General features: G+C 73.4%; 23 protein-coding genes. 12 read left to right on the top strand and 11 right to left on the bottom strand.

The window, feature by feature from the left end:
* The first annotated feature begins 21 nt into the window (after nucleotides 1–21).
* Entirely contained in the window at nucleotides 22–270 is a 249-nt protein-coding gene (locus BGK67_RS12510) for an acyl carrier protein (protein ID WP_069920161.1), read from the top strand.
* A gap of 79 nt (nucleotides 271–349) precedes the next feature.
* Nucleotides 350–1,627 carry a beta-ketoacyl-[acyl-carrier-protein] synthase family protein gene (locus BGK67_RS12515; protein WP_069920162.1) on the top strand — a complete coding sequence of 426 codons (1,278 nt, stop codon included), beginning with the start codon at nucleotides 350–352 and terminating at the stop codon, nucleotides 1,625–1,627.
* Nucleotides 1,628–1,683: 56 nt separating this feature from the next.
* Here BGK67_RS12515 and BGK67_RS12520 read toward each other — a convergent pair whose 3' ends face one another.
* Nucleotides 1,684–2,178: a DUF3145 domain-containing protein gene (locus BGK67_RS12520; RefSeq protein ID WP_069920163.1), complete on the bottom strand. Its 495-nt coding sequence runs from the start codon at nucleotides 2,176–2,178 to the stop codon at nucleotides 1,684–1,686.
* A gap of 249 nt (nucleotides 2,179–2,427) precedes the next feature.
* Between BGK67_RS12520 and BGK67_RS12525 the strand changes: the two genes are divergently transcribed.
* On the top strand, nucleotides 2,428–3,327 hold the full coding sequence (locus BGK67_RS12525; protein WP_069920164.1) for an SGNH/GDSL hydrolase family protein: 900 nt from the start codon (nucleotides 2,428–2,430) through the stop codon (nucleotides 3,325–3,327).
* A 109-nt stretch (nucleotides 3,328–3,436) separates the two neighbouring features.
* Here BGK67_RS12525 and BGK67_RS12530 read toward each other — a convergent pair whose 3' ends face one another.
* On the bottom strand, nucleotides 3,437–5,968 hold the full coding sequence (locus BGK67_RS12530; protein ID WP_069920165.1) for a beta-glucosidase family protein: 2,532 nt from the start codon (nucleotides 5,966–5,968) through the stop codon (nucleotides 3,437–3,439).
* A 106-nt stretch (nucleotides 5,969–6,074) separates the two neighbouring features.
* Here BGK67_RS12530 and BGK67_RS12535 point away from each other — a divergent pair, with 106 nt between their 5' ends.
* Together BGK67_RS12535 and BGK67_RS12540 are read left to right on the top strand one after the other, a co-directional pair.
* A complete protein-coding gene (locus BGK67_RS12535) occupies nucleotides 6,075–6,653 on the top strand; it encodes a TetR/AcrR family transcriptional regulator (RefSeq protein ID WP_069920166.1) in 579 nt (192 codons plus the stop codon).
* Nucleotides 6,654–6,676: 23 nt separating this feature from the next.
* Entirely contained in the window at nucleotides 6,677–7,393 is a 717-nt protein-coding gene (locus BGK67_RS12540) for a carbon-nitrogen hydrolase family protein (RefSeq protein WP_069920167.1), read from the top strand.
* Nucleotides 7,394–7,401: 8 nt separating this feature from the next.
* On the opposite strand, the gene BGK67_RS12545 is transcribed toward BGK67_RS12540, so the two are convergent.
* From BGK67_RS12545 to BGK67_RS12555, 3 genes are all read right to left on the bottom strand, one after another.
* Nucleotides 7,402–8,988: a DUF2142 domain-containing protein gene (locus BGK67_RS12545; protein ID WP_069920168.1), complete on the bottom strand. Its 1,587-nt coding sequence runs from the start codon at nucleotides 8,986–8,988 to the stop codon at nucleotides 7,402–7,404.
* A gap of 13 nt (nucleotides 8,989–9,001) precedes the next feature.
* Complete coding sequence (locus tag BGK67_RS12550; protein WP_069920169.1) at nucleotides 9,002–10,684, bottom strand: hypothetical protein; 1,683 nt, start codon at nucleotides 10,682–10,684, stop codon at nucleotides 9,002–9,004.
* A gap of 199 nt (nucleotides 10,685–10,883) precedes the next feature.
* A complete protein-coding gene (locus BGK67_RS12555) occupies nucleotides 10,884–11,219 on the bottom strand; it encodes a winged helix-turn-helix transcriptional regulator (protein ID WP_069920170.1) in 336 nt (111 codons plus the stop codon).
* A 96-nt stretch (nucleotides 11,220–11,315) separates the two neighbouring features.
* Between BGK67_RS12555 and BGK67_RS12560 the strand changes: the two genes are divergently transcribed.
* On the top strand, nucleotides 11,316–12,245 hold the full coding sequence (locus BGK67_RS12560) for an NAD(P)-dependent oxidoreductase (RefSeq protein ID WP_069920171.1): 930 nt from the start codon (nucleotides 11,316–11,318) through the stop codon (nucleotides 12,243–12,245).
* 33 nt (nucleotides 12,246–12,278) lie between these two features.
* Here BGK67_RS12560 and BGK67_RS12565 read toward each other — a convergent pair whose 3' ends face one another.
* The 3 genes from BGK67_RS12565 to BGK67_RS12575 all read right to left on the bottom strand — a co-directional run bounded on the left by BGK67_RS12565 (nucleotide 12,279) and on the right by BGK67_RS12575 (nucleotide 14,690).
* Complete coding sequence (locus tag BGK67_RS12565; RefSeq protein ID WP_069920172.1) at nucleotides 12,279–13,115, bottom strand: EI24 domain-containing protein; 837 nt, start codon at nucleotides 13,113–13,115, stop codon at nucleotides 12,279–12,281.
* Between the two features lie 65 nt (nucleotides 13,116–13,180).
* Nucleotides 13,181–13,603 carry an organic hydroperoxide resistance protein gene (locus BGK67_RS12570; RefSeq protein ID WP_069920173.1) on the bottom strand — a complete coding sequence of 141 codons (423 nt, stop codon included), beginning with the start codon at nucleotides 13,601–13,603 and terminating at the stop codon, nucleotides 13,181–13,183.
* Nucleotides 13,604–13,667: 64 nt separating this feature from the next.
* Nucleotides 13,668–14,690: an NADP-dependent oxidoreductase gene (locus BGK67_RS12575; protein ID WP_069920174.1), complete on the bottom strand. Its 1,023-nt coding sequence runs from the start codon at nucleotides 14,688–14,690 to the stop codon at nucleotides 13,668–13,670.
* A 94-nt stretch (nucleotides 14,691–14,784) separates the two neighbouring features.
* Between BGK67_RS12575 and BGK67_RS12580 the strand changes: the two genes are divergently transcribed.
* On the top strand, nucleotides 14,785–15,207 hold the full coding sequence (locus BGK67_RS12580; protein ID WP_069920175.1) for a MarR family winged helix-turn-helix transcriptional regulator: 423 nt from the start codon (nucleotides 14,785–14,787) through the stop codon (nucleotides 15,205–15,207).
* 26 nt (nucleotides 15,208–15,233) lie between these two features.
* On the opposite strand, the gene BGK67_RS12585 is transcribed toward BGK67_RS12580, so the two are convergent.
* Nucleotides 15,234–15,977, bottom strand: a complete 744-nt coding sequence (locus tag BGK67_RS12585; RefSeq protein WP_069920176.1) for an SCO2400 family protein — start codon at nucleotides 15,975–15,977, stop codon at nucleotides 15,234–15,236.
* 153 nt (nucleotides 15,978–16,130) lie between these two features.
* Here BGK67_RS12585 and BGK67_RS12590 point away from each other — a divergent pair, with 153 nt between their 5' ends.
* Nucleotides 16,131–16,640 carry a hypothetical protein gene (locus BGK67_RS12590; protein WP_244291456.1) on the top strand — a complete coding sequence of 170 codons (510 nt, stop codon included), beginning with the start codon at nucleotides 16,131–16,133 and terminating at the stop codon, nucleotides 16,638–16,640.
* A gap of 5 nt (nucleotides 16,641–16,645) precedes the next feature.
* On the opposite strand, the gene BGK67_RS12595 is transcribed toward BGK67_RS12590, so the two are convergent.
* Nucleotides 16,646–17,356, bottom strand: a complete 711-nt coding sequence (locus BGK67_RS12595; protein ID WP_069920178.1) for an esterase/lipase family protein — start codon at nucleotides 17,354–17,356, stop codon at nucleotides 16,646–16,648.
* Nucleotides 17,357–17,578: 222 nt separating this feature from the next.
* Here BGK67_RS12595 and BGK67_RS12600 point away from each other — a divergent pair, with 222 nt between their 5' ends.
* Together BGK67_RS12600 and BGK67_RS12605 are read left to right on the top strand one after the other, a co-directional pair.
* The gene (locus BGK67_RS12600; RefSeq protein ID WP_069920179.1) at nucleotides 17,579–18,616 is read left to right on the top strand and encodes a rod shape-determining protein; all 1,038 of its coding nucleotides are present in this window, start codon (nucleotides 17,579–17,581) and stop codon (nucleotides 18,614–18,616) included.
* Nucleotides 18,613–20,166 (top strand): sensor histidine kinase, encoded by a 1,554-nt coding sequence (locus BGK67_RS12605; protein WP_069920180.1) that lies wholly within the window; start codon nucleotides 18,613–18,615, stop codon nucleotides 20,164–20,166. Before BGK67_RS12600 ends, BGK67_RS12605 begins: the two co-directional genes overlap by 4 nt.
* Nucleotides 20,167–20,549: 383 nt before the next feature.
* Here BGK67_RS12605 and BGK67_RS12610 read toward each other — a convergent pair whose 3' ends face one another.
* Nucleotides 20,550–20,990 carry an Lrp/AsnC family transcriptional regulator gene (locus BGK67_RS12610; RefSeq protein WP_069920181.1) on the bottom strand — a complete coding sequence of 147 codons (441 nt, stop codon included), beginning with the start codon at nucleotides 20,988–20,990 and terminating at the stop codon, nucleotides 20,550–20,552.
* 69 nt (nucleotides 20,991–21,059) lie between these two features.
* Here BGK67_RS12610 and BGK67_RS12615 point away from each other — a divergent pair, with 69 nt between their 5' ends.
* Nucleotides 21,060–21,815 carry a LysE family transporter gene (locus tag BGK67_RS12615; RefSeq protein ID WP_069920182.1) on the top strand — a complete coding sequence of 252 codons (756 nt, stop codon included), beginning with the start codon at nucleotides 21,060–21,062 and terminating at the stop codon, nucleotides 21,813–21,815.
* Between the two features lie 22 nt (nucleotides 21,816–21,837).
* Nucleotides 21,838–23,187, top strand: a complete 1,350-nt coding sequence (locus tag BGK67_RS12620) for a carboxyl transferase domain-containing protein (RefSeq protein ID WP_069920183.1) — start codon at nucleotides 21,838–21,840, stop codon at nucleotides 23,185–23,187.
* Nucleotides 23,188–23,193: the final 6 nt, after the last annotated feature.

Here is a 23,193-nt window from a genome sequence, read left to right on the forward strand (position 1 = left end):
TACCCAGAGAAGGAGCGCCACATGGCCGCCACCCAGGAAGAGATCGTCGCCGGTCTCGCCGAGATCGTCAACGAGATCGCCGGCATCCCCGTCGAGGACGTCCAGACCGACAAGTCGTTCACCGACGACCTCGACGTCGACTCCCTCTCCATGGTCGAGGTCGTCGTCGCCGCCGAAGAGCGCTTCGACGTCAAGATCCCGGACGAGGACGTCAAGAACCTCAAGACGGTCGGCGACGCCGCCAACTACATCCTGAACCACCAGGCCTGAGCCTGACGAGCGTTTGTCGCCACCTGGCGGTGGCGCCGTGACAATTCAGCACCCTCTGAGACGTGGAGAAAGAATTCCTGTGAGCCCGACCAATCGCACCGTGGTCGTCACCGGTATCGGCGCAACCACTCCGCTGGGTGGCGACAGCGCTTCGACCTGGGAAGGTCTGCTCGCCGGCCGTTCCGGCGTCAAGCCCCTCGAGGGCGAGCGGTTCGCCGAACTCCCGGTCCGCATCGCCGCAGCCGCCGCCGTGGACCCGAGCGAGGTCCTGCCGCGGCCGCTGGCCCGCAAGCTCGACCGCTCGGCGCAGTTCGCCGTCATCGCCGCCCGCGAGGCGTGGGCCGACGCCGGCTACACCGACCCGGCCGGGGCGGAGTCGACGGAGGGCGCGTCCATCGCCCCCGACCGCCTGGGCACCGTGATCGCCTCCGGCATCGGCGGCGTGACCACCCTGCTCGACCAGTACGACGTGCTGAAGGAGAAGGGTGTGCGCCGGGTCTCCCCGCACACCGTCCCGATGCTCATGCCGAACGGCCCGTCCGCCAACGTCGGCCTGGAGGTCAACGCCCAGGCGGGCGTGCACACTCCGGTCAGCGCCTGCGCGTCCGGCGCCGAGGCCATCGGCTACGCCGTCGAGATGATCCGCAGCGGCCGTGCCGACGTGGTCCTCGCGGGCGGCACCGAGGCGGCGATCCACCCGCTGCCGATCGCCGCGTTCGCCAACATGATGGCGATGTCCAAGAACAACGAGAACCCCGAGCAGGCCTCGCGCCCCTACGACAAGGGCCGTGACGGCTTCGTCCTGGGCGAGGGCGCGGGCGTCGTCGTCCTGGAGTCCGCCGAGCACGCCGCCGCGCGCGGCGCCCGGGTCTACTGCGAGGTGCTGGGCCAGGGCCTGTCCGCCGACAGCCACCACATCGCGCAGCCGGAGCCGACCGGCCGCGGTGTCGCGGCCGCGGTGCAGAACCTGCTCGACAACACCGGCCTCGACCCGGCCGAGCTGGTGCACCTGAACGCGCACGCCACGTCCACCCCGCAGGGTGACACGGCCGAGCTGAAGGCCCTGCGCAAGGTGCTGGGTGACGACCTCGACCACATCGCGATCTCCGCGACGAAGTCGATGACCGGCCACCTGCTGGGCGGTGCGGGCGGCATCGAGACCGTCGCGACCGTGCTGGCGCTGTACAACCGGCTGGCCCCGCCGACGATCAACGTCGACGAGCTCGACGACGACATCGACGCGGACATCGTGCGCGGCGAGCCGCGCAAGCTGCCGGCCGACGGCCCGATCTCCGCGATCAACAACTCCTTCGGCTTCGGCGGCCACAACGTGACCCTCGCGTTCCGGACCGTCTGACCCCTGCGTACGAAGGCCCCGCCCGGCAGCTGCCGGGCGGGGCCTTCGCGTCGTCCTCAGACCACCTGGTGGAGCCAGCGCACCGGGGCGCCCTCGCCCGCGTAGCGGAAGGGCTCCAGCTCGTCGTCCCAGGGCTTGCCGAGCAGCTTGGCGATCTCGGCCTCCAGGTCCGTCTCGCCGCGGCCGGACCGGGCGAGGGCGGCGCGCAGCCGGTCCTCGGGGATCAGGATGTCGCCGTGCATGCCGGTGACGGCGTGGAAGATGCCGAGCTCCGGGGTGGAGCTGTAGCGCTCGCCCTCGGCGGTCGGACAGGGTTCGGCGGTCACCTCGAAGCGCAGCAGGTGCCAGCCGCGCAGTGCGGAGGCGAGCTTCGAGGCGGTGCCGGCCTCGGCCTGCCAGGAGAACTCGGCTCTCCAGGTGCCCGGGGAGGCGGGCTGCCTGATCCAGTCGAGGTTCACCCGCACCCCGAGCACGCCCGCAACAGCCCATTCCACGTGCGGGCAGAGCGCGCGCGGTGCGGAATGCACGTACAGAACTCCACGTGTCGTCACCGGGACCTCCAGTGTGGGACGAGGTCGGGAATAAACTCCAGAAAACGGACAGTATGTGACGTGATGTAATGTAACGGAAAAAATTTGACATTGCGCTACGGGACCTGCGGCCGAAACGCCACGGGAAAAAGCTACCGTGCGTCAGGGGTCATGGTGTGACGTACGGTCTCTCCGAGGCCGGCAAACACAGAGCTTTCACTCAGCAGGGCCCCCCGGACGACACGGGGGTGTCGAGGAGGAGACCAACCGATGCGCACCACCGCTCCGCGACGCCGCCGCGTGCGCCGGACCCTCGCGGGCGCGGGAGCGGCGGCCGCCTTGACGGCCGGGGTGCTGACGGGGTGCGGGCCGGGCGATTCGGGCGACGAGGGCGAGCGCGGGGCGCAGGCCGCGCCGCGCTGGAACACGGCGCCCTCCTCGATCGCGGCCGTCGGCGACTCCATCACCCGGGGTTTCGACGCCTGTTCGGTGCTGGCCGACTGCCCCGAGGTCTCCTGGGCCACCGGGAACGACCCGGCGGTCCGCTCTCTGGCCGCGCGGCTGCTCGGGGAGGCCGAGGCGCCCGCCCGCAGCTGGAACCTGGCGGTGACCGGATCGCGGATGGCGGACCTGCCGGGGCAGCTGTCGCAGGCCGCCGCGTACAAGCCCGACCTGGTCACGGTCATGGTGGGCTCGAACGACGCCTGCCGGCCCACGGCTTTGTCGATGACGCCGGTGGCCGAGTTCCGGTCCGGTTTCGAGGCGGCCCTCGCGGGACTGCGGGCCGCGTCCCCCACCACCCAGGTGTACGTCTCCAGCGTCCCGGACCTCCAGCGGCTGTGGGAGCAGGGCAAGGACGACCCGATGGTGCGCAAGGTCTGGAGCCTCGGGATCTGCCAGTCGATGCTCGCCGATCCGCTGTCGGCGGCCTTGGGGGCGAAGACCCGCCGCGAGCAGGTGCGGGCACGGGTGGTCGAGTACAACGAGGTGCTCCGCGAGGTGTGCGCGAAGGATCCGCTGTGCCGCTACGACGGCGGAGCGGTCTTCCAGTACCCCTTCTCGGTGGAGCAGTTGAGCCGCTGGGACTGGTTCCATCCGGGCAAGGACGGGCAGGCACGGCTGGCGGAACTGGCGCACCGACAGGTGACGGCGGCGCAGCCGCCACGTTGACGCGGCGGACCGGAGGCTGGTGTCAGGTCCTGCCTCCGGTCCGGTCTCAGGGGACGTGGCGGGGGTTATTTCCGGCCATTTCGTCCTTGCGGCGTGTCGTGACGCTGTGTCACGGGATGTCGAGGGTGGCCGTCAGCCGGATGTCGCCGTGCGAGTGGCTCGCCCGGACCTCGTAACTGCCGCCGATCCGCTGCCAGCCGCCGGCCTCCTCGTCCCAGATCTCGAAGGCCCGCGCGGGCAGGGCGATCTCGGCCTCGACGCTCTCGCCGGGCCCCGCCTCGACCCCCGCGAAGGCCGCCAGCCAACTGGCCGGGCGCTCCACGGTCGCGCTCCGCCCGCTGTCGGACGGGTCGGCCCTCGGCGCCAGGTAGACCTGGACGACCTCGCGGCCGGGCCGGGTGCCGGTGTTGGTGACGCGGACCCGCGCCGTGGTGGCGGTGACCTCGAGGGACTCGTAGGTCCAGTCGGTGTATCCGAGTCCGTGCCCGAAGGGGAAGGCGGGCTCGACCCCGTGCCGCTCGTAGGCCCGGTAGCCGATGAGGAGCCCCTCGCGGTACTCCAGGCGGCCGTCGGTGGGCACGACCTCGGTGACGGGCGCGTCGGCGAAGCGGGCCGGCCACGTGGTGGGCAGCCGCCCGCCCGGCTCCGCTTCCCCGAGGAGTACGTCGGCCAGCGCGGCCCCGCCCTCCTGCCCGGGGAACCAGGTCAGCAGCACGGCGGCGACGTCCTCGCGCCACGGGAGCTCGACCGGGGAGCCGGCGTTGACGACGACCACGGTGTTCGGGTTCGCGGCGGCGACGGCGCGGACCAGGTCGTCCTGGCGGCCCGGCAGGGCCAGGTCCTTGCGGTCGAAGCCCTCGGACTCCACGCGGTCGGTGGTGGCGACGACCACGACGGCGGTGTCGGCGGCGCGGGCGGCCTCCACGGCCTCGGCGATCAGCTCGTCGGCGTCGCGCCGGGGGCCGAGGTGCAGCAGCGAGAACATGATCGCCTTGAGCGGCAGCGCGGTCATGTCGGGGACGTGGAAGGTCAGCGAGACCTCGACGGGCTCGCCTTGGGCGAGGTCGATCCGGGCGCGTTCGCTGGGGGCGCCGAAGAAGGCCTCGAAGGGGTCGGCCTCGTTGCCCATCTCCTGGACGCCCTCCCAGAGGGTCCGTCCTGCGACGGCGAGGGTGAAGGCGCCGAGCCCCCGGGTCCCGAAGGCGTGCTCGCCGCTCTCGCGCGGCAGGAAGGCGCCGGTGACCTCGATGGACGCCATGTTCTCGTACGTGGCGCCCGCGGGCAGGTCGTTGCCGATCCACTGGACCTGGCCGGACGGCAGGCTGCCCTCGCCGACGACGGCGCCGGAGGCGTCGCGGCAGACGGCCCGCAGCTCGAAGCCCTTGTCGGCGGGGGTGAGTTCGTCGGAGGGGTCGGCGCCGACGCGGTAGGTCAGGGCGCCGTCCGGGAGCGCGGCGGTGAGGCCGTCGAGCGGGGAGACGGTCCGCTCGGGGAAGACGGTGGCGGAACCGCCGCCGAGGACCCGGGCGTCGCGGGCGGCGGCGCCGAGCAGGGCGACGGTGCGGCCGGCGGCGGCGTCGAGGGGCAGGGCGGCGCCCCGGCCCGCAACGGCCTCGTTGCGGACGAGGACGAAGCCGCGTGCGGCGAGTTCGCGGGCCAGCACCTGGCCGTCGACCGGGGCGGGCGCCTCGGGGACGGCGGCGGGGGCGCCCGCCAGGATGCCGACGCGGGCGGCCAGGCGCAGCACGTTGCGCACGGCGTCGTCCACGACGGACTCGGGGACCTCGCCGGCGCGGACGGCCTCGGCGAGGGCGGGTCCGTAGACGGACCGCGGCCCGGGCATGGCCACGTCCAGGCCGCCCTCGATGTCCCCGGTGGTGGAGCGGGCCGCCATCCAGTCCGAGACGTTGCAGCCGTCGAAGCCCCACTCGCCGCGCAGGACCTCGTTGACCAGGTACCGGTGCTCGGTCATCGTCGTGCCGTTGACCTGGTTGTAGGCGGTCATGACGCCCCAGGGGCGGGCTTGGGCCACGATCGCCTCGAAGGGGGCCAGGTACAGCTCGCGCAGCGGGCGCGCGGCGATGACGCTGTCGACGGTGAACCGGTCGGTCTCCGCGTCGTTGCCGACGAAGTGCTTGACCGTGGTGCCGACCCCGCCGTCCTGGACGCCGTTCACGTACCCGGCTCCCACGGCGCCGGTCAGGTACGGGTCCTCGGAGTAGCACTCGAAGTGGCGGCCGCCGAGCGGGGAGCGGTGCAGGTTGACGGTGGGGGCGAGCAGGACGTGGACGCCCTTGCGGCGGGCCTCCTGAGCCAGGAGCCGGCCGGCCCGGCGGGCGAGCCCGGGGTCCCAGGCGGCGGCGAGCGCGGTCGGGGAGGGCAGCGCGATGGACGGGTCGTCGGCGGTCCAGCGCACGCCGCGTACCCCGATGGGGCCGTCGGACATGACCAGGGATTCCAGCCCGATCTCGGGGACGGCGGGCAGGGACCACATGTCCTGGCCGGCCAGCAGGCGGGTTTTGGTGTCGAGGTCCAGCTTGCCGAGCGCCTCTTCTACGACGCTGTTGCGGACCTGATCGGCATCGGGCACGGCCGTGCCTCCCTCGTTGAGTGCGGTGCGAGCGCGGTGCGGTGCCCCCATCGTGGACCTGTTACCTGTAGAGCGGTAGGTCTCGTAATCTTTTCGTGATATCCCAATGTCGTACGGTGCTGCCGACGGGCGCGAGCGGAAAAGGGGTGCCGGGGCGATGGCCAGGGCGAGGAGCGAGGAACGGCGCGAGGACATCGTGCGCGCGGCGGTAGAGGTCATCGCGGAGCGCGGCTACCGGGGCGCTTCCCTGGGCGCGGTCGCCGAGCGCGTCGGCCTGACCCAGCAGGGGCTGCTGCACTACTTCCCGACCAAGGAGGCCCTGCTGGTCGCGGTGCTGCGGGAGCGCGACCGGTGGGACACGGGCGGCGGCTCGCGCGCCTCGGCGGAAACCTGGCGCCTGGACCTGCTCGCCTCGCTGGTGGAGTACAACGCCATGCGCCCGGGGATCGTGCAGACCTTCTCGGCGCTGCTGGGCGAGAGCGTGACCGACGGGCACCCGGCCCGGGAGTTCTTCACCGAGCGCTACGCGCAGGTCCGCGGCGAGATGGCGGCGGTGCTGCGCGCCGAGTTCGGCGAGCGCCTCCCCTCGGGCCTCACGCCGGAAGAGGCGGCGCCGCTGCTGACGGCGGTCATGGACGGCCTCCAGTACCAGTGGCTCCTCGCCCCCGAATCGGTGGACATGCCCGCGGCGTTCCGCTCCTTCCTGGCCCTGCTTCGGGGCCAGGAGGAGCACTGATCCACACCGCTTAGGGTGGGCGGGTGAAGATCGCCGCAGCGCAGCTGACCTGCACGGCCGCCGACGTCCGCGGCAACGCCGCACAAGCCGCCGCCCTCGCCGTCCAGGCCCGGGAACAGGGCGCCGCGCTCGTGGTGTTCCCCGAACTCGCGCTCACCGGCTACGAACCGGACGCGCTGGCCGCCGATCCCCGGCTGTGGACGCCCGCCGGCGATCCCCGGCTGGACCCGCTGCGCTCCGCCGGCATCGCGACCGCCGTCAACGTGGCCGTGCCGGCCGGGGACGGGCGACCCGCCATCGCGACGCTGGTCCACGACGCGGACGGCGCGCACGTGACCACGTATCTGAAGCAGCACCTCTACCGGCACGAGCAGGACGTCTTCAGCCCCGGGGACCGCGACGGGCGGTTCGAGCTGGGCGGGATCCGCTTCTCGCTCGGCATCTGCTACGACAACCACTTCCCCGAGCTGTCCGGCCGGGCCGGAGCCGACGGCTGCCGGGTCCACCTCGCCTCGTCCCTGTACGGGACGGGCGGGGGCGTCCACGAGCGGGCGGGCATCTACCCCGGGATCGCACAGCGGCACGGCCTGTACGTCGTCCTCGCCAACCACGTCGGCCCGGCGGGCCCGTGGACCGGGTGCGGCGGTGCGGCCGTGTGGGCGCCGGGGGGCGGACTGCTGGCCGAGGCGGACGACCGGACGCCGTCGGTGGTGACCGCCTGGATCGGGGCCACCACCTGACGGGCGGATCAGGCGGGCTCGGGCACCCGCGAGTGGTGCTCCGGCCGCGGCGGCTCCAGGTCCGGGAGCAGCGCCACGGCGGGCTTGCGGTCCGACATCAGGGCCGCCACCACGATGGCGAAGGCCGCCGCCGTGTACACGCCGGTCCAGAACACCCAGCCGCCGGGCGGGGCCCAGTGCGCGTGGGTCGCCAGCCACGAACCCCCGGTGCCGACCGTGAAGCGGCGCAGCGTCCAGTAGAACGACGCCGCGTTGGCCAGCGCCAGGCCGGCCACGCAGTAGCCGACCAGCCGCCGCCACGGGAAGCCCCGCTCGGGGGCGCGCGTGGCGCAGATCAGCACGGCCATCAGCGGCAGGCCGACGGCGAACGGCAGCAGGTAGCGGCCCTGCCAGACCATGCCGATCCGCTCCGCCTCCGAGGCCTGGGCGGCCACCGGGAGCAGCACGATGGCCGCCAGCATGCCGAAGACCGCCAGCACGTCGCGCGCGCGGCCGTAGACCAGCGCCAGCGCGGCGAGCGTGGCGAGCACCGCCATCCACACCACGTACATGAAGGCTGGGCCGGGGGTGTCCAGCCAGCCGAAGAACCCGAGCATCTGCCGGACGTACCAGTCGGTGTTGCCCATGGTGCGCCGGGCCGCCACGCCCGCGGTGAGCGTGTCGGGGATGTTTATCTTCGAGTTGTCGGGGTGCTTCGCCGCCCAGTACAGGGCCCCGGCCGTGGCCAGGCCCAGCAGGCCCGTCCACATCCACAGGGCCTTGCGGCGCAGCACCGCGCGGAGCACGCCGCGCCGCTGGGTCAGCAGCAGGCAGAAGACCACGGCTCCGGCGAACCAGATCAGGCCGAGCGGCCGGATGTTGATCAGCACCAGTCCGCCGATGCCGAGCCGGGCGAGCCGGCGGTTCAGCAGCTGCGGATCGGGGGACAGCACGATCGCGAGCAGGGCCGTCCACACCAGGATCCCGGCGGCGATCTCACCGCCGCTGGGGTTGACCATGCCGGTCATGTAGAGGGTCATGGGCGTGGCCGCCGCGAGCACGCCGAGCACCGCCAGCGAGCGCCGCCGCCATTCGGCGGCCGTGACCACCGCGCTGGCCAGCAGCGCCGCGCAGAAGAGCGCCGACACGAAGCGCATCAGGTACAGGCCCTTGGGGCCGTCGACCAGCAGGCTCGGCCACCCGGTCGCCAGGTAGTAGGCCGGGTGGTAGCGCCCCGCGGCCGTGGTGGTCTGCACGATCTTCTCGGAGTTCCCGAGCGAGGGCGCGCAGTCCGCGGGCCGCGACTGCTTCCAGGAGTAGCACTCGTGGACGGAGGGCAGGTTCCGGTACCACTCCGGAAGCCGCACCCCCGTTTCGGCGAACTGCCCCTCGATGCCCGCCACCGTGTGCGGGACCATCACCTGGGGTCCGCCGATCTGGCCCCGGGCGACGGCCGCGGCACGGATGAAGTGCGCGTGCTCGTCGGGGGAGCCGCCGAGGGGGCTGGCCGCGGACCAGGACCCCGCGAGCGCGAAGAACAGCGCGAACGAGACGAGCCAGAGCCGCTTGGGTGTTCTGGCCGACCAGTCGGCCAACCGCGTCAGTGCGGGGATCATCGGTTCCCTCGAGTCATCGGATGAAGCTCAGCCAGCTCTGGTCGCCGTCCTTGGAGCAGGTGCCCCCGGGTGCGTACTTCGGGCAGCTCCCGTCCTGCTCCGTGATGGTGTGCGAGACCCAGGGCAGGATGCGGTAGGTGTTCTCCTTGGCCGGCATGTAGCGGTCGGCCATCGAGGAGGAGACGGTGCCGAGGAGCAGCAACAGGGCGCACAGGGCTCCGATCACCGCCCCTTCGCGGGCCGGGAAGCCGGCGGGCGCCGCACTCCCCGCCGGCGCGGCGGCGGTTTCGGCCTCCGCCTTGCGCGCGGCCATCCGCTGCGAGACCAGGTGGGCGACGAGCGCGCACAGCAGCAGTCCGCAGTAGAGCAGCTGGTTGTTGGTGCGGGTGTAGAGCTGGACGGTCTGCGTCTCGTACATGTGCGAGGCGATGTACATGCGCATCACCCACGCGCTGATGAACATGGCCGCGATGGTGACCACCATCGGCTTGCGCAGGCCCAGCCAGATCGCGGCACCGAGGCAGACGAAGGTGACCAGTGCGAACAGTCCGACCCCGCCGTACTCGCCGGGCGGCGGCCAGTCCCCCACCTTGCCCGGCATGTCGGTGCGCCACATGAGGTAGTACGCCGGGTCGGTGAAGTTGTCGAACCGGAAGTTGTAGTCCTTGGTGGTCTGGCCCTCGGTCAGCATGACCATCAGGTAGCGCCCGGCGACCACGAGGAACGCGGCGAGGGTGGTCGCGAGGAAGGCGGCGCCCTTGAGCCGGCCGAGCCGGCCGGTCCGCCACGGGAAGTAGAGCAGCGCGGCGAAGAACACCCCGGCCGCGCTCCACAGGAACCAGCCCGAGTACGTGAGGAACAGCAGGCCGAGCAGCGCGCCGAAGCCGGCGCCCTTGGCCAGGAGCGGCCGCCGGCCCTGCTCGGCGCTGCGGCTCAGCGACACCACGAGCGCCACCAGGACCGGCACCAGCAGCACGAGGACGGTCTGGCTGTACGGCTTGTAGGCGTCGATCAGCGCGAAGGCCGGGGCGACGCCGAAGGCGAGGGCCCGGACCGGGCTGAGCAGCATGCGCCAGCAGAGGTAGACCAGCGGCCCGAAGGCGGCGGCTCCCAGGATCTGGAGGTCCTTGAAGGCGTACGCGGTGTTGCCGCCGCGGAACCATTCGGCGTAGTAGCCGAGGGTGTACAGGGGGGCGGGCGGGTAGACCGGGGAGCCCGAGGGGCGGCCGTTGGCCACCGCGTTGGCCCATTCGACGATGCGGCCGCTGTCGCCGTTGAGGCCGAACATCGGCCAAGGCGTGCCGTGCAGGGCGACGACCGCGCCGGCGGCGACGAAGCCGCTGGCCAGGCCGGCGATGGCGGCGGCGGCGATCCGGGCGGCCAGGTCGAAGTGGCGGCCCCGGCGCAGCCGCAGGGCCAGCGCCGCGGCGGCGATGAACAGCAGCCCGACGAGCGCGAACCGCAGCTGGATCGCGGCGAGGCCGCTGACCTGCGCGATCCGGTCGAGGGGGTCGAGCGTGAAGCCGCGGGCCAGCAGCGGGAGCACCAGGGCCGCGGCGAACGCGACGACGGCTTCGAGGAGCAGGAGCGTGCGACGGGAGCCCGGCCCGCGCCGGACGGCCGGTATCGGGCGGGCGGACGCGGCCGGTCCGCCCGGGGGCAGCACGGTCGCGAGGCCCTCGGTACTGACTGTCACTGCTGTGTCCCTACTGCTGGTCGGTCCTCGGCCCGACGGCCGGTCGGTGCTCGGCAAGCCGCTGCCCGACTCCGGACCCCGCGCCGAAGCTCCGGGCCAGGCGAACTCAAGGGCAGTGAGAGACAGCCTTGGCAGTTGCTGCCATGCATACTACGGGCCCACCGGGGGTAAGGCAGGGCCCGTAACCGAGGGCCGGAGCCTAGGCCGAATCCGGAAGAAGGTGCTTCGCACCCCATTGCCCCAAGGCTTCCAGGGCCTCGTTCAGCTCCTGGCCCAGCGGGGTCAAGGAGTACTCGACCCGCGGGGGGACCTCGTCGTAGACCTCGCGGTGCACGATGCCGTCCGTCTCCAGCTCGCGCAGCTGCGCGGCGAGCACCTTCTCGGAGACGCCGGGGACCAGCCGGCGCAGTTCGCCGAAGCGGCGCGGGCTCTGCTCCAGCTCCCACAGGAGCGAGACCTTCCACTTGCCGTCGATCACGGACATCGCCGCGGCGATCCCGCAGTGATCCGCACCGGGCCTCCGTGCCACCGCCATCGCGCACCCCTTCCACCTGCTCGCTCACCTCGGGGTAACCACCCACTCCAAGGTGCGTACTTGAGTGCCTCACGGCCTGCCACCAGGCTAAACGGCATGACCGACACCACACCTCGCACCGCCCTCACCCTGCTCGGCCTCGGCGACATGGGAACCGCCCTGGCCCGTACCTGGCTCGCCGCCGGGCACCGCCTCACCGTCTGGAACCGCACCGCGGCCAAGGCCGGACCCCTGGCCGCCCTGGGCGCCGCCGTCGCCGCGACCCCCGCCGAGGCGGTGGCCGCCAACCGGCTCGTCGTGGTCTGCCTGCTGGACGACGCCAGCGTGGGCTCCGCCCTGGACGGCATCGACCTCACCGGCAAGGACCTCGTCAACCTCACCACCGGCACGCCGGCCGAGGGCCGTGCGCGGGCCACGTGGGCGAAGGAGCGCGGGGCGCGGTTCGTCGACGCCGGCATCATGGCCACCCCGTCGATGATCGGGGCCCCGGAGGCCGGCGGCTACGTCTTCTACAGCGGCTCGCGCGGACTCTTCGACACCCACCGGGCGGTCCTGGAGGTACCGGCCGGCGCCCGTTTCACCGGCGAGGACCCCGGCCACGCCGCGCTCCACGACGTGGCACTGCTCAGTGCGATGTACGGGCTGTTCGCGGGCGTCTCGCACGCCTACGCGCTGATCGAGGGCGAGGACATCTCCCCGAAGGACCTGGCCCCGCTGCTGTCCGAGTGGCTCGGCGCGATGGGCTTCTTCGTCGGCAACGCCGCCGAGCGGCTGAGCTCGCGGGACTTCACCACCGGGGTGGTGTCCAACCTGGCCATGCAGGTCGCCGCCACCGGCACCCTGGTGCGCACCGCGCAGGAGCAGGGGGTGAGCGCCGAGCTGATCTCCCCGTACCTGGAGCTGATGGCCCGCCGCCTGGCCGCGGACCCGGCCGCCCACGGTGTCGAGGACACCGCGGGGGCGATCACCCTGCTGAGGCGCCCTGACCGCGGGAGGGCGGGCGCTCAGGCGCAGGCGGGGCGGTGACGAGTACGCGTGCGGTGACGAGCAAGCGGAGCGCTACGAGTGAGCGGGCGGCGGCGGCCCGAACCCGCCGGCCGTGACCCCGGGCCCGGCCCCGGGCCCTGATCCGGCTCCGGCCGGCCCCTGCGGGGCCTCGTCGGCGCCCGTCAGGTCCCGTGCCATCAGCGTGGCGCCGGCCACCGCGCCCGGCATCAGGAACACCGCGACCAGCGGGACCAGGAACGCCAGCACGAGCGGCGCCCCGAAGCCCACGACCAGCATCCGCCGCGACCGCAGCAGCACGAGCCGCTCGGGCAGGTCCACCTTGCGCCGCTGGAGGGCGACGGAGGTGAGCTCCTGGGTCAGGAAGAACCCGGAGACGCAGAAGCCGAGGACCGGGACGACGGTCTGCCCGACGAGCGGGATGAAACCGGCGGCGAAGAGCAGGATCCCGTACAGCAGCACCCGGCCGAGCACCTTGAGGCTGTCCCGGGCGGAGATCCACAGCTCGCGCCACAGCGGGAGCCCGGACTCGGGGACGTCGCCGCCCTCGCTGCGGTCGACCTGCTCCGAGAGGGACTCGTAGAAGGGCTGCCCGATCAGCAGGGTCACGGCCGTGAAGGTGATGACGGAGAGGAAGAGGCCGAGGCAGAAGACCAGCCCGGTCAGGAAGCCCCGCAGCAGCCCGAGCCAGGGCGAGGACCAGCCGTCGGCGAAGGGCGTCACCCAGCCGGCGAAGTCGTCGGCGCCGTAGCCGAGCCCGATCAGCGCGCCGGCGTACAGGACGAGCGACACCAGCCCGGGCAGCAGTCCGAAGCCGAGCCACCGGCCGTGCCCCAGCACCCATCGCTGTCCGGCCAGCAGATACCGGAATCCCCCCGCAAGATCACGCATGGCGCCAGTCTACGACGAAGGCCGCACCCCGATCCGGGGTGCGGCCTTCCTCGAGCGGTGCCGGATCAGACGGCGAGCTCCACGGTGATGTTGCCGCGGGTGGCCTTGGAGTACGGGCAGACCTCGTGGGCCTTCTCGATGAGCTCCTTGGCGGTGGCGGCGTCCACGTTCGGGATCACGGCGGAGATCTTGACGATCAGGCCGAAGCCCTCGTCGTTCTTGCCGATGCCGACCTCGGCGGTGACGGTGGAGCCGGAGATGTCGGCGTTCACGTTCTTCGCGACGACACCCAGGGCGCCCTGGAAGCAGGCGCTGTAGCCGGCGGCGAACAGCTGCTCCGGGTTGGTGCCGGCGCCGCTGCCGCCGAGCTCCTTCGGCGGGTTCACGACGACCTCGAGCTGGCCGTCGTGGGTGGCGACGCGGCCGTCACGGCCGTTCTCGGCGGTGGCGACAGCGGTGTACGCGACGTCGGACTGCGTGATGGACATGAAGAAAATCCTCCAGGTGAATCGCCGTGACTCGCGCCCACGACCACAGCGGTGTGGGGTGAGCCTAACCGGTGAAAGAAACGATCATCTTTCCGGTGTTCTCGCCGCGCAGCATGCCGAGGAAGGCGGAGGTCGCGTTCTCGACGCCCTCGACCACCGTCTCGTCGTACCGGAGCTCACCGGAACGCAGCCATCCGGCCACGTCCTGGACGAACTGCGGCTGGAGGCCGGCGTGGTCGTTGACGAGGATGCCCTGCAGGCGCAGCCGCTTGCCGATGACCTGCATCAGGTTGCGCGGGCCGGGGGCGGCCTCGGTGTCGTTGTAGCCGGCGATCGCGCCGCACAGGGTGGCCCGGCCGTTCACGTTCAGGGAGGAGATCGCGGCCTCCAGGTGGTCCCCGCCGACGTTGTCGAAGTAGACGTCGATGCCGCTGGGGGCGGCTGCGCGCAGCTGCTCGCCTACGGGGCCGTTCTTGTAGTTGAAGGCGGCGTCGAAGCCGTACTTCTCGGTGAGGAGCGTCACCTTCTCGTCGGAGCCGGCGGAGCCGATCACCCGGGAGGCGCCCTTGATCTTCGCGAACTGGCCGACGAGGCTGCCGACCGCACCGGCCGCGCCGGAGACGAAGACGGCGTCGCCCTCCTTGAAGGAGCCGACCTCGAAGAGCCCGGCGTAGGCGGTCAGGCCCGGCATGCCGAGGACGCCGAGGTAGGCGGAGAGCGGGGCGAGCGCGACGTCGACCTTGGTGGCGTGCTTCGCGTCGAGGTCCGCGTACTCGCGCCAGCCCAGGTGGTGCAGGACGTGGTCACCGACGGCGAAGCCCTCGGCGGCGGAGGCGACGACCTCGCCGACCGCGCCGCCCTGCATCGGCTCGTCCAGCTGGAAGGGCGGGACGTAGGACTTCACGTCGTTCATCCGGCCGCGCATGTAGGGGTCCACGGACATGTGGAGGTTGCGCACGAGGATCCGGCCGGGGGCGGGCTCGGCGGATACGGGGACCTCGCGCAGGGCGAAGTCCTCGGCGACGGGCCAGCCCTGCGGGCGACGGACGAGGTGCCATTCGCGGCTGACGGCAGGGATCTGGGACATGCGGCGCTCCTGGTGGGACGAAATTGCTTCACTAGGTGAAACAACCATGCGCCTGGATATTTCATGTTGTCAAGTAAATGGGTACGCTGGTTCCATGCCCAGTCGTCGCGCAGACCCAGTGACCGTCGAGGTCGTCGAACTCATCGGCGACGTCGTGGCCCGCTACCACTTGGAGTACGAGCACGCGGCCGCCAGCCACCAGCTGACCGGCGCCCAGGCCCGGGTGCTGAACCTGCTGGCGCTGGAGCCGCTGCCGATGCGCCGGATCGCCCAGAAGCTGAGGTGTGAGCCGTCCAACGTGACCGGCATCGTGGACCGGCTGGAGACCCGCGGCCTGGTCGAACGCCGCCCGGACCCCGCGGACCGGCGGGGCAAGCTGGCGGCCCCCCCCGAGGAGGGGGTGCAGACGGCGGACCGGCTGCGCGAGTCGCTGGACTTCGCACGCGAACCGCTGGCCGGCCTGACGGCCGAGGAGCGGACCGCCCTGCGGGACCTGCTCAGGCGGATGCTGGGCTAGCGCGCTGTGGCCGGTCGCAGCACTGGCTAGTCACCCCAGCACAGGTAGCCCAGGAAGCCGCAGTCCTTCGGGGGCTTGGGCTTGGGGGCGGGCGGCGGGGGCGCGGGCGCGGGCGGTGACGCCGTCGCGGAGCCGCTCGGCGTCGGCTGTCCCGACGCGGTCGGCTTCGCGGAGCCCCGCGGACTGGGCGTACCGGAGGCCGGCCCCGAAGTCGTCGGGGCGGGGGCGGACGACGAGGGCGCCGGCTGGGTGGCGCCCTGCGAGCCCTCCGCCGCGGGCGCGCCGGACTTCGAAGCCGCCCCGGTGGCCTTCGCGGCTCCGGAGGCCTTGCCCGAGGCCACGGCCGCGGGGGCGCGCGGGGTCGAGGCCTCCGGCAGCGGCGCGGGCTGCTGCGGGCCGTCGTCGGTCAGCACCACCGTGGCGGCCCGGTCGCTGCGCTGCCCGTCCGTGGCCATCCTGGCCACCGCCAGGGATCCGGCGGTCGCGACCAGCAGCCCGAGCCCCATGGTCAGCACGGTCCGGCGGCGCCTGCGGTGGGTGGCGCGGCGGCGCGCACCGGGCCGGCGCTCGTGCGGCGCGGACAGCACGACGAGCGAATCCGCGTACACATCGGCCGGCGTGGACTGCTGCGGCGCGGGATCGGCCATCGCCGCAGCGGGCGCCGCGGTCGCGGCAGGCGGCGCGGGCATCAGGTATTCGGCCGGGGTTCCGCACCCGGCGCACGCCAGTGCGCCGTTGAGGTGCCTCCGACAAGCGGGGCAGTAGTCCATAGGGCCCGCAGGCTACGTGGTCTTCGGCAACATCCGGATCCCGCAAAGGTAAGGATCCTGTGTGGAATCGTGGACTCCGTGACAGCGAACCCACCTCCGGGAACCCGGGGACCCTTCGGGCCGGCCGCCTTCCAACTGGTGCTGCTGCGTCGGATGGCGGACTTCCAGCCAGACCTCGCCGACGAGGCCCGGCGCAAGCTCGGGGCCTCGCTCGCGGAGCAGCGGGAGGCGAACAGACGCTGGCAGGCCATGGTCCGCTCACCGCGTTCCCGCGGCGCCCTGGCCCGCTACCGCTCGGTGCTCGGGCCCCCGGAGTCGGCCGAGCCCCGCCGGATCGGGGACCTGGAGTGCGAGGCGCTGCTGTGGCCGGTGCCGCTCTGGCCGGACCTGCGCTTCGAGGTGCTGGCCGCGCCGGACGGGGCGGTGTGGAACGAGTGGCTGGTACGGGCCCCCGGCGCGGGGGGACCCGTACTGGAGTCGGCGGACGACCTGCGGCCCTGGTCGGCGACGGTGGACGAGGTGGCGCGGGCCTTCGCGCCGGTGCGGCCGATGGAGGGCACCGCGCCGACCCGCTGGCGCCTGGCCTTCACCGCCCGGGGCATGCCCTGCGTGGCGGAGTTCACGTACGGCCTGCTCCAGCGGGTCTCGGTGGCCGACGCCTAACCGGCCTAGGAGGCGAGGAAGGCGCGTACGCCCGCCGAGGTGGGGTCGTCGCCGAGCAGGTCGTTGTGCTTCAGGCAGCCGACCGGCGTGTTGGCGGCTCCGGTCAGCGGGACGCTGTCGTCCGGGTTGACGACCTCGTCGCAGTTCGACCAGAAGGTGGCGTACGCGACCGCGCCCGGGGTCTCGTCCCCGGCGTTCAGGTTCTTCACCACGTACGAGCCGGGGGTCATGTCCCGGCACGCCTGGTCCCACAGGGCGCAGGCCCAGGCGGTGGAGGTGCCCCGGTTGGGCCCGGCCAGGGATACCCAGTGGTCCACGGTGGTCTGGCCGCCGCCGAACTTCACGTACCAGCGGCTCACCAGCGAGCCGAAGGAGTGCGCGACGACGTCGACCTTGGCGGCGCCGGTCTGCCGGCGGACCTCCTCGACGTACGCGCCGAGCCGCCCGGCGAGGACCTCGTTGACCGACTGGTGGGTGTCGTAGCCCCAGGAGAAGAGCTCCGCGTCGGCGTATCCGGCGGCCCTCAGGTCTCCGCGCAGGCTCCCCCAGACGCCCGGATCGGCGTTGTAGCCGTGCACGAAGATCACCGGATTGCGCGATGACGCCTGGTCAGAGGCAGCGGCAGTACCCCGGTCGGCGGCATGGGCGGAGAGGGGCGCCAGCAGCGCCAGGCAGAGCGTCAGAAGTGCCAGCAGTCTCTGGCGGGCCGTCAGCATCGGGTCCCCTTTACCTTGTTACGGGTCAGTAGCGCGTGCGGTGCGCGCATGCTGCTGCCTGTCGGTACAGAAATCCACCCCCATGCAGGCGCGAAACGGCGCGCGGGACCCCCCGGCCGGAGCAGCTCAACGGGCGGTAAGTGCTAAAGGTCCGAGATGATATGAAAAGTGACCGGCATCTCCGCCGGTCCTCTTGCGTCAGCGCTCTCGGGAGGATCTGCCGTGACCGTCAGTCTTGAGCAGTTGCGCCGCTGCCACGTCGCCGTCGACCTGGGGGCGGCCCGGACCCGCGTGTACGTCAAGGGCGCCGGCCTCGTGGTCGACGAGCCCAGCGTCGCCGCGGTGAACACCCGGACCGGCGCACTCATCGCCGTCGGGACGTTCGCCGAGCGGATGACCGGCCGCACGCCCGACTACATCCGGGTCGTACGCCCCGTCTCCGGCGGCACCGTCGTCGACATCGAGATGGCCCAGCGGATGCTGCGCCACCTGCTCGGCGAGAAGCTGCGGCGCGCCCTGCGCCGCAAGCCCCGGCTGCGGGCCGCCGCCTGCACCCCCCACGACGCCGACCCGCTCGCCCAGCGCGCGGCCGTGGAGACCCTCGTCGGACTCGGCGCCCGCCGCGTCGAACTGGTCGACACCCTGATCGCGGCGGCCGTCGGCTGCGGACTGCCCGTGGAGCAGCCGACCGCGACGATGATCATGGTGTGCGGGGCCGCGGCGACCCAGGTGGCCGTCCTGTCCCTCGGCTCGATCGTCACCGCCGAGCGGATCCCCGTCGGCGGCGAGGCCATCGACCACGCCGTGGTCCAGCACCTGCGCCACGCGCACGAGCTGATGCTGCCCAGCCAGGCGGTCCGGCCGCTCCAGCTGGCCCTGCACGGCAACGGCATCACCGCCGAAGGCCCCGCCTCCACCCTCATCCACGGCCGCGACGTGGCCACCGGACTGGCCCGTTCCGTCCAGGTGGACACGGCGGCGGTGCGCGACGCCATCCACACCCCGCTGACCGCCGTCCTCGACGGCATCGGCAAGGTGCTGCGGGACTGCCCGCCGGACCTGGTCGCGGACCTGACGGACCGGGGGATCATGATGGTGGGCGGCAGCGCCCTGCTGCCCGGCCTCGACCAGATGCTGCGCGACGCCACCGGGATGCCCGTCGCCATCGCCGAACGGCCGGACGTGTGCGCCGTGCTCGGTCTCGGCGCCATGCTGGAAGGGAAGATCGCCCCGATGGTCCTCAACCCGCTGGCCGAATGACGTATCCCGAGCCGGAGCAGCCGAGCCTTCCCATCCTGCTGGAGGCGGTGCTCAGCGTCGGCTCCGAGCTGGAGCTGCACTCCACCCTCCAGCACATCGTGGAATCCGCGGCCGAGCTCTGCGCGGCGCGCTACGGAGCGCTCGGGGTCGTCGACCCCGAGCGCTCCCGGCTGACCGACCTGTTCACCACGGGGATGACCGAGGCGGAGCGCGCCGCGATCCCCCACCTGCCGGACGGCCGCACCGGCCTGCTCGGAGCGCTGGTCAGCGACCCGCGCCCGCTCCTGCTGGACGACCTCACGCAGGACCCCCGGGCGGCCGGCTTCCCGCCCGGCCACCCGCCCATGCGCAGCTTCCTGGGCGTGCCGATCCGCGTGCACACGGAGGTCTTCGGCAATCTCTACCTCACCGAGAAGCGCGGCGGCGGCTCCTTCACGGACACGGACCTCTCGCTGCTGCGCGTCCTCGCCTCGCAGGCGGGGATAGCGATCGGCAACTCCCGGCTCTACGAGACCGCCCGCCGCCGGGAGCGCTGGATCGAGGGCGCGGCCGCCGTGACCACGACCCTGCTCGCCGGACGCCCCGCGGCGGACGCGCTGATGTGCGTGGCCGAACGGGCCCGGCTGCTCGCGGACGCGGCCGCCGGCGTGGTGCTCCAGCCGACCCCGGAGGGCGGCATGGAGATCGTGGCCGCCTCCACCCACGGGGACCCCGGGGACCTGGTGGGAACGGCGATCGCCCCCGGCTCGCCCGTGCTGGAGCAGCTGCTCGGGGGCGAGGCGGTGTTCATAGAGGACTCGGCCACGGACCCCCGGATGACCACGCACGTCCGGGAGCGGTTCGGGCCCAGCATGATGCTCCCGCTGCAGAGCGGCGGCCAGTTGATCGGCACCCTGGCCCTGCCGCGGGACCGGGGCGGCCGCCCGTACGACGCCGTGGACCGGCTGCTGGCCTCGCAGTTCGCCTCCCAGGCCGCGCTGGCCCTCGTCCTCGCGGACGCGCAGCACGACCGGGAGCAGCTGGCGGTCTACGAGGACCGCGACCGGATCGCCCGGGACCTGCACGACCTGGTGGTGCAGCGGCTGTTCGCGACGGAGATGATGCTGGAGAGCACCCGGCGCCGCTCCTCGAACGCCCCCTCCGGCGATCTGGTGGGCGACGAACTCAGCCAGGCCGTCGACGAACTGGACTCCACGATCCAGGAGGTCCGGACGGCCATCTTCGCCCTCCAGCAGCCGCCGACCGACGCCCCGACCACCTTCCGGGGCCGCGTCCTGCGCGAGACGGGCGGCGCGGCGGCGCTGCTCGGCTTCCAGCCGTCGGTGAAGTTCGCGGGAGCGGTGGACGCGCTGCTGCCTGAGCCGGTGGCGGGCGACCTGCTGTCCGCGCTGCGCGGGGCCCTGGCCGCGGCGCACCGGCGGCGCGACGTCACCTCCGTCGAGGTGGAGGTGGACGCGACCCCGGCCGGGGTCCGCCTGACGGTGACGGACGACGGGCGCACGGAGTCGGGGGCGAGGGGGACGACGATGACGTGGTCCTCGGCGGTGTAGCCCTCCCGGGCGGGGTGGCGGTCGGGGGTCGGCTGCCGGTCGGCTGCCGGTCGGCTGCGCCGGGCTTCGGGGCGCGGGGCTGCGGTGGCCCTGCCGGGGCGGGCGGGGTCGGCTGCCGGCCGGCTGCGCCGGGCTTGGGGGCGGGCCGGGGCGGTCGGCTGTCGGCCGGCTGCGCCGGGCTCGGGGGCGGGCCGGGGGCGGTCGGCTGCCGCGATCGGGCGGCTGCGCCGGGCTTCGGGGGCCGGGGACGGGGTGGGGTGTTGTCCGGGACTCATGATTTGCGGCGCCCTGGCCGGACCACCGGGTGGTCGGGGTTGTACTCGCGCCGACGAATCACGTTCTGCGTCCCGGGCGACACCCCGCCCCGTCCCCGTCCGGCCCGGCTACGGATGGGTCGGCCTCGTGGCGGCGCGGAGGGCGATGCGGGTGTTGGACTGGGCGACCCCGGCCTCGCGCTTCAGGCGGCGCAGCAGGGCGTCGAGGGCGGCGGGGTCGGCGGCCCGGGCGCGTACGAGGTAGTCGTGCTCGCCCGTCACATGGACCACCTCGGTGATTCCGGAGAGCTTGGCGACCTGACGTTCGAACTCCTCGTTGGTGGTGTCCTGGCGCAGCGTGACGTCGATGAACACCACCAGCCCGCCCGCGGTGTCGGCGGCCGGATCCACCACGACCGTGAAGGCGCGGATCACGCCGTCCCGGCGCATCCGGCGCACCCGGTCGGCGGTGGCATTGGCGCTGAGGCCCACGCGGACGCCGAGGTCACGGTACGAGATCCGCGCATCCTGCTGGAGGATCCCGAGGATTTCCCTGTCGAGGCGGTCCATACCGCGATTCTCGCAGTCGGGGCCGATATTCGCGCCCGTCCGGCGGCCCGTCGGCCGGACCCTCCCCCCATGAACGAACTGATGACACCGGCCCTGGCGGGTGCGGCCGCGGGCCTGGGCGTGGCGATGCCGATGGGTGCGATGAGCGTGCTGCTGCTGCAGGAGGCGATGCGCCACCGGCGGACCGCGGTGGCGGCCGCGTTGGGCATCGCGGTGGTCGATCTCGGCTACGCGGCCCTCGCCACGGCCCTGGGACCCTGGGTGGCCTCCCACGTCTCCCCCATCGAGGCCTGGGTCCGGCTGGCCTCGGCCCTGATCCTCCTGGCCATCGCAGCCCACGGCCTCACCCAGTCCCGCCGCCGCCCCATACCCTCCCACCCCTCGGCCCCGCCGGCACGGGGTGCGGGCCCGCGTTCAGCCCCGCCCGCGCTTGAGGCGCCGGGTGCGGGGACTTGTCCAGCCCCGCCGGCGCTTGAGGCGCCGGGTCCGGGGCGGAACCCTGAGGCGAGGGGCGTGGCCGAAGTCCCCTCGCCGCCGGTCAAGGCCTTCGCCCAGTACGTCGGGCTGACCGCGATCAACCCCACCACCGCCCTCTACTTCGCCGCGCTCACGACCGCGCAGGGCGCGACCCTCGGCTCCGGCGCGGCCGGAGCCGCCTTCCTCGTCGGTGTCGGCGCCGCCTCGCTCCTCTGGCAGCAGGCCCTCGTCGCGCTCGGGGCCCTCGCGGGAAGCCGGATCTCCGACACCGCCCGCGCCTGGACCTTCCGCCTCGGCTACGGCCTGGTCGCCGCGTACGCGGTCAAGATCGCGCTGCCCCTGCCGTGAAGTCACCCCCTAGGGTGGCCGCGTGACGATCCGCCTCTCGGCCCGCGCGGCCATCGACTCCGTGACCGACCCCGGCAGCTTCACCGAACTCCCCACGCCCCCACGGGAGTCACCGGCCGACGGCCCCCTGGCCTGGGCCGGCTACGACGACTCCCGCGCCCGTGCCGAAGCCCGCACCGGCGAGCGGGAGTCCGTCGTCACCGGCACCGCCCGCATCGGCGGCGCCGAAGCCGCCGTGATCTCCTTCGAGTTCGGCTTCCTGGGCGGCTCGCTGGGCCGGCGCACCGGGGACCGGCTCGAAGCCGCGTACACCCACGCCCGCGATTTCCGCCTCCCGCTCGTCTCCCTGATCGCCACCGGCGGCTCCCGCATGCAGGAGGGGATGCTCGCGCTCACGCAGCTCCAGCGCGTGGCCCGCCAGTGCGTCCTGACCCGGGCCGCCGGGCTCCCCCAGATCGCCGTGCTGCGCGATCCGACCACAGGCGGCGGCTGGGCCACGCTCGGCGCCGGGGCCGATGTGGTCCTCGCGCTGCCCGGAGCCCAGGTCGGCTTCGCCGGCTCCCGCGTGCGGCCGCCGGACGCGGACCCGGCCGCGTACTGCGCCGAGGGGCAGTACGCCGCCGGCCACGTGGACGCCGTCGTGGCCCCGGCGGAGCTCGCGCAGACCGTGTCCGACTGGCTCCGCGTGCTGGCCGCGCCCCGCGCCGACGGTCCCGTCGAGCCCCCGGCCGCGCTGGCCGACGTAGCGGAACCCGCCACGGGCTGGGACGCGGTGCTGCTGGCCCGCCGTCCGGACCGGCCGCGCGCCGAGGCGTACCTGGACGCGTACTTCGACCTCCGGCTGCCGCTCTCCGGGGACCGGGCGGGCGGTACGGATCCCGGGATGCTGTGCGGATTCGGGCTGCGGGAGGGCCGGGCCGTGGCGTACGCCGCCCAGTGCGGCACCGCCACCCGCCCGGCGGGATACCGCACGGCCGCCCGCGTCATCCGCCTCGCGGACCGGCTCGGCGTCCCCGTGCTCACCCTGGTGGACACCCCGGGCGCGGCCAACGACGCCGCCGCCGAACACGCCGGCGCGGGCGCGGCCATCGCGGACGCCTTCACCGCACTGGCCGCGGCCACCGTCCCCGTCACCACCCTCCTGATCGGCGAGGGCGGCTCGGGCGGCGCCCTCGCCCTGGCGGCGCCCGGGAACACCTGGGTCACCCCGGACAGCTACTTCTCGGTCATCGCCCCCGAACTGGCGGCGGCCATCCTCAAGCGCCCCCCGGCGGACGCCCCCGCCACCGCGGACCAGCTCCGCATCCGCCCCCAGGACCTGGTGGCCCTGGGGGTGGCCCGCGGCATCGTCCCGCCGCGCCGCTCTGCGTGACGGGAC

The sequence above is a fragment of the Streptomyces subrutilus genome (assembly GCF_001746425.1).
Taxonomy (GTDB): domain Bacteria; phylum Actinomycetota; class Actinomycetes; order Streptomycetales; family Streptomycetaceae; genus Streptomyces; species Streptomyces subrutilus_A.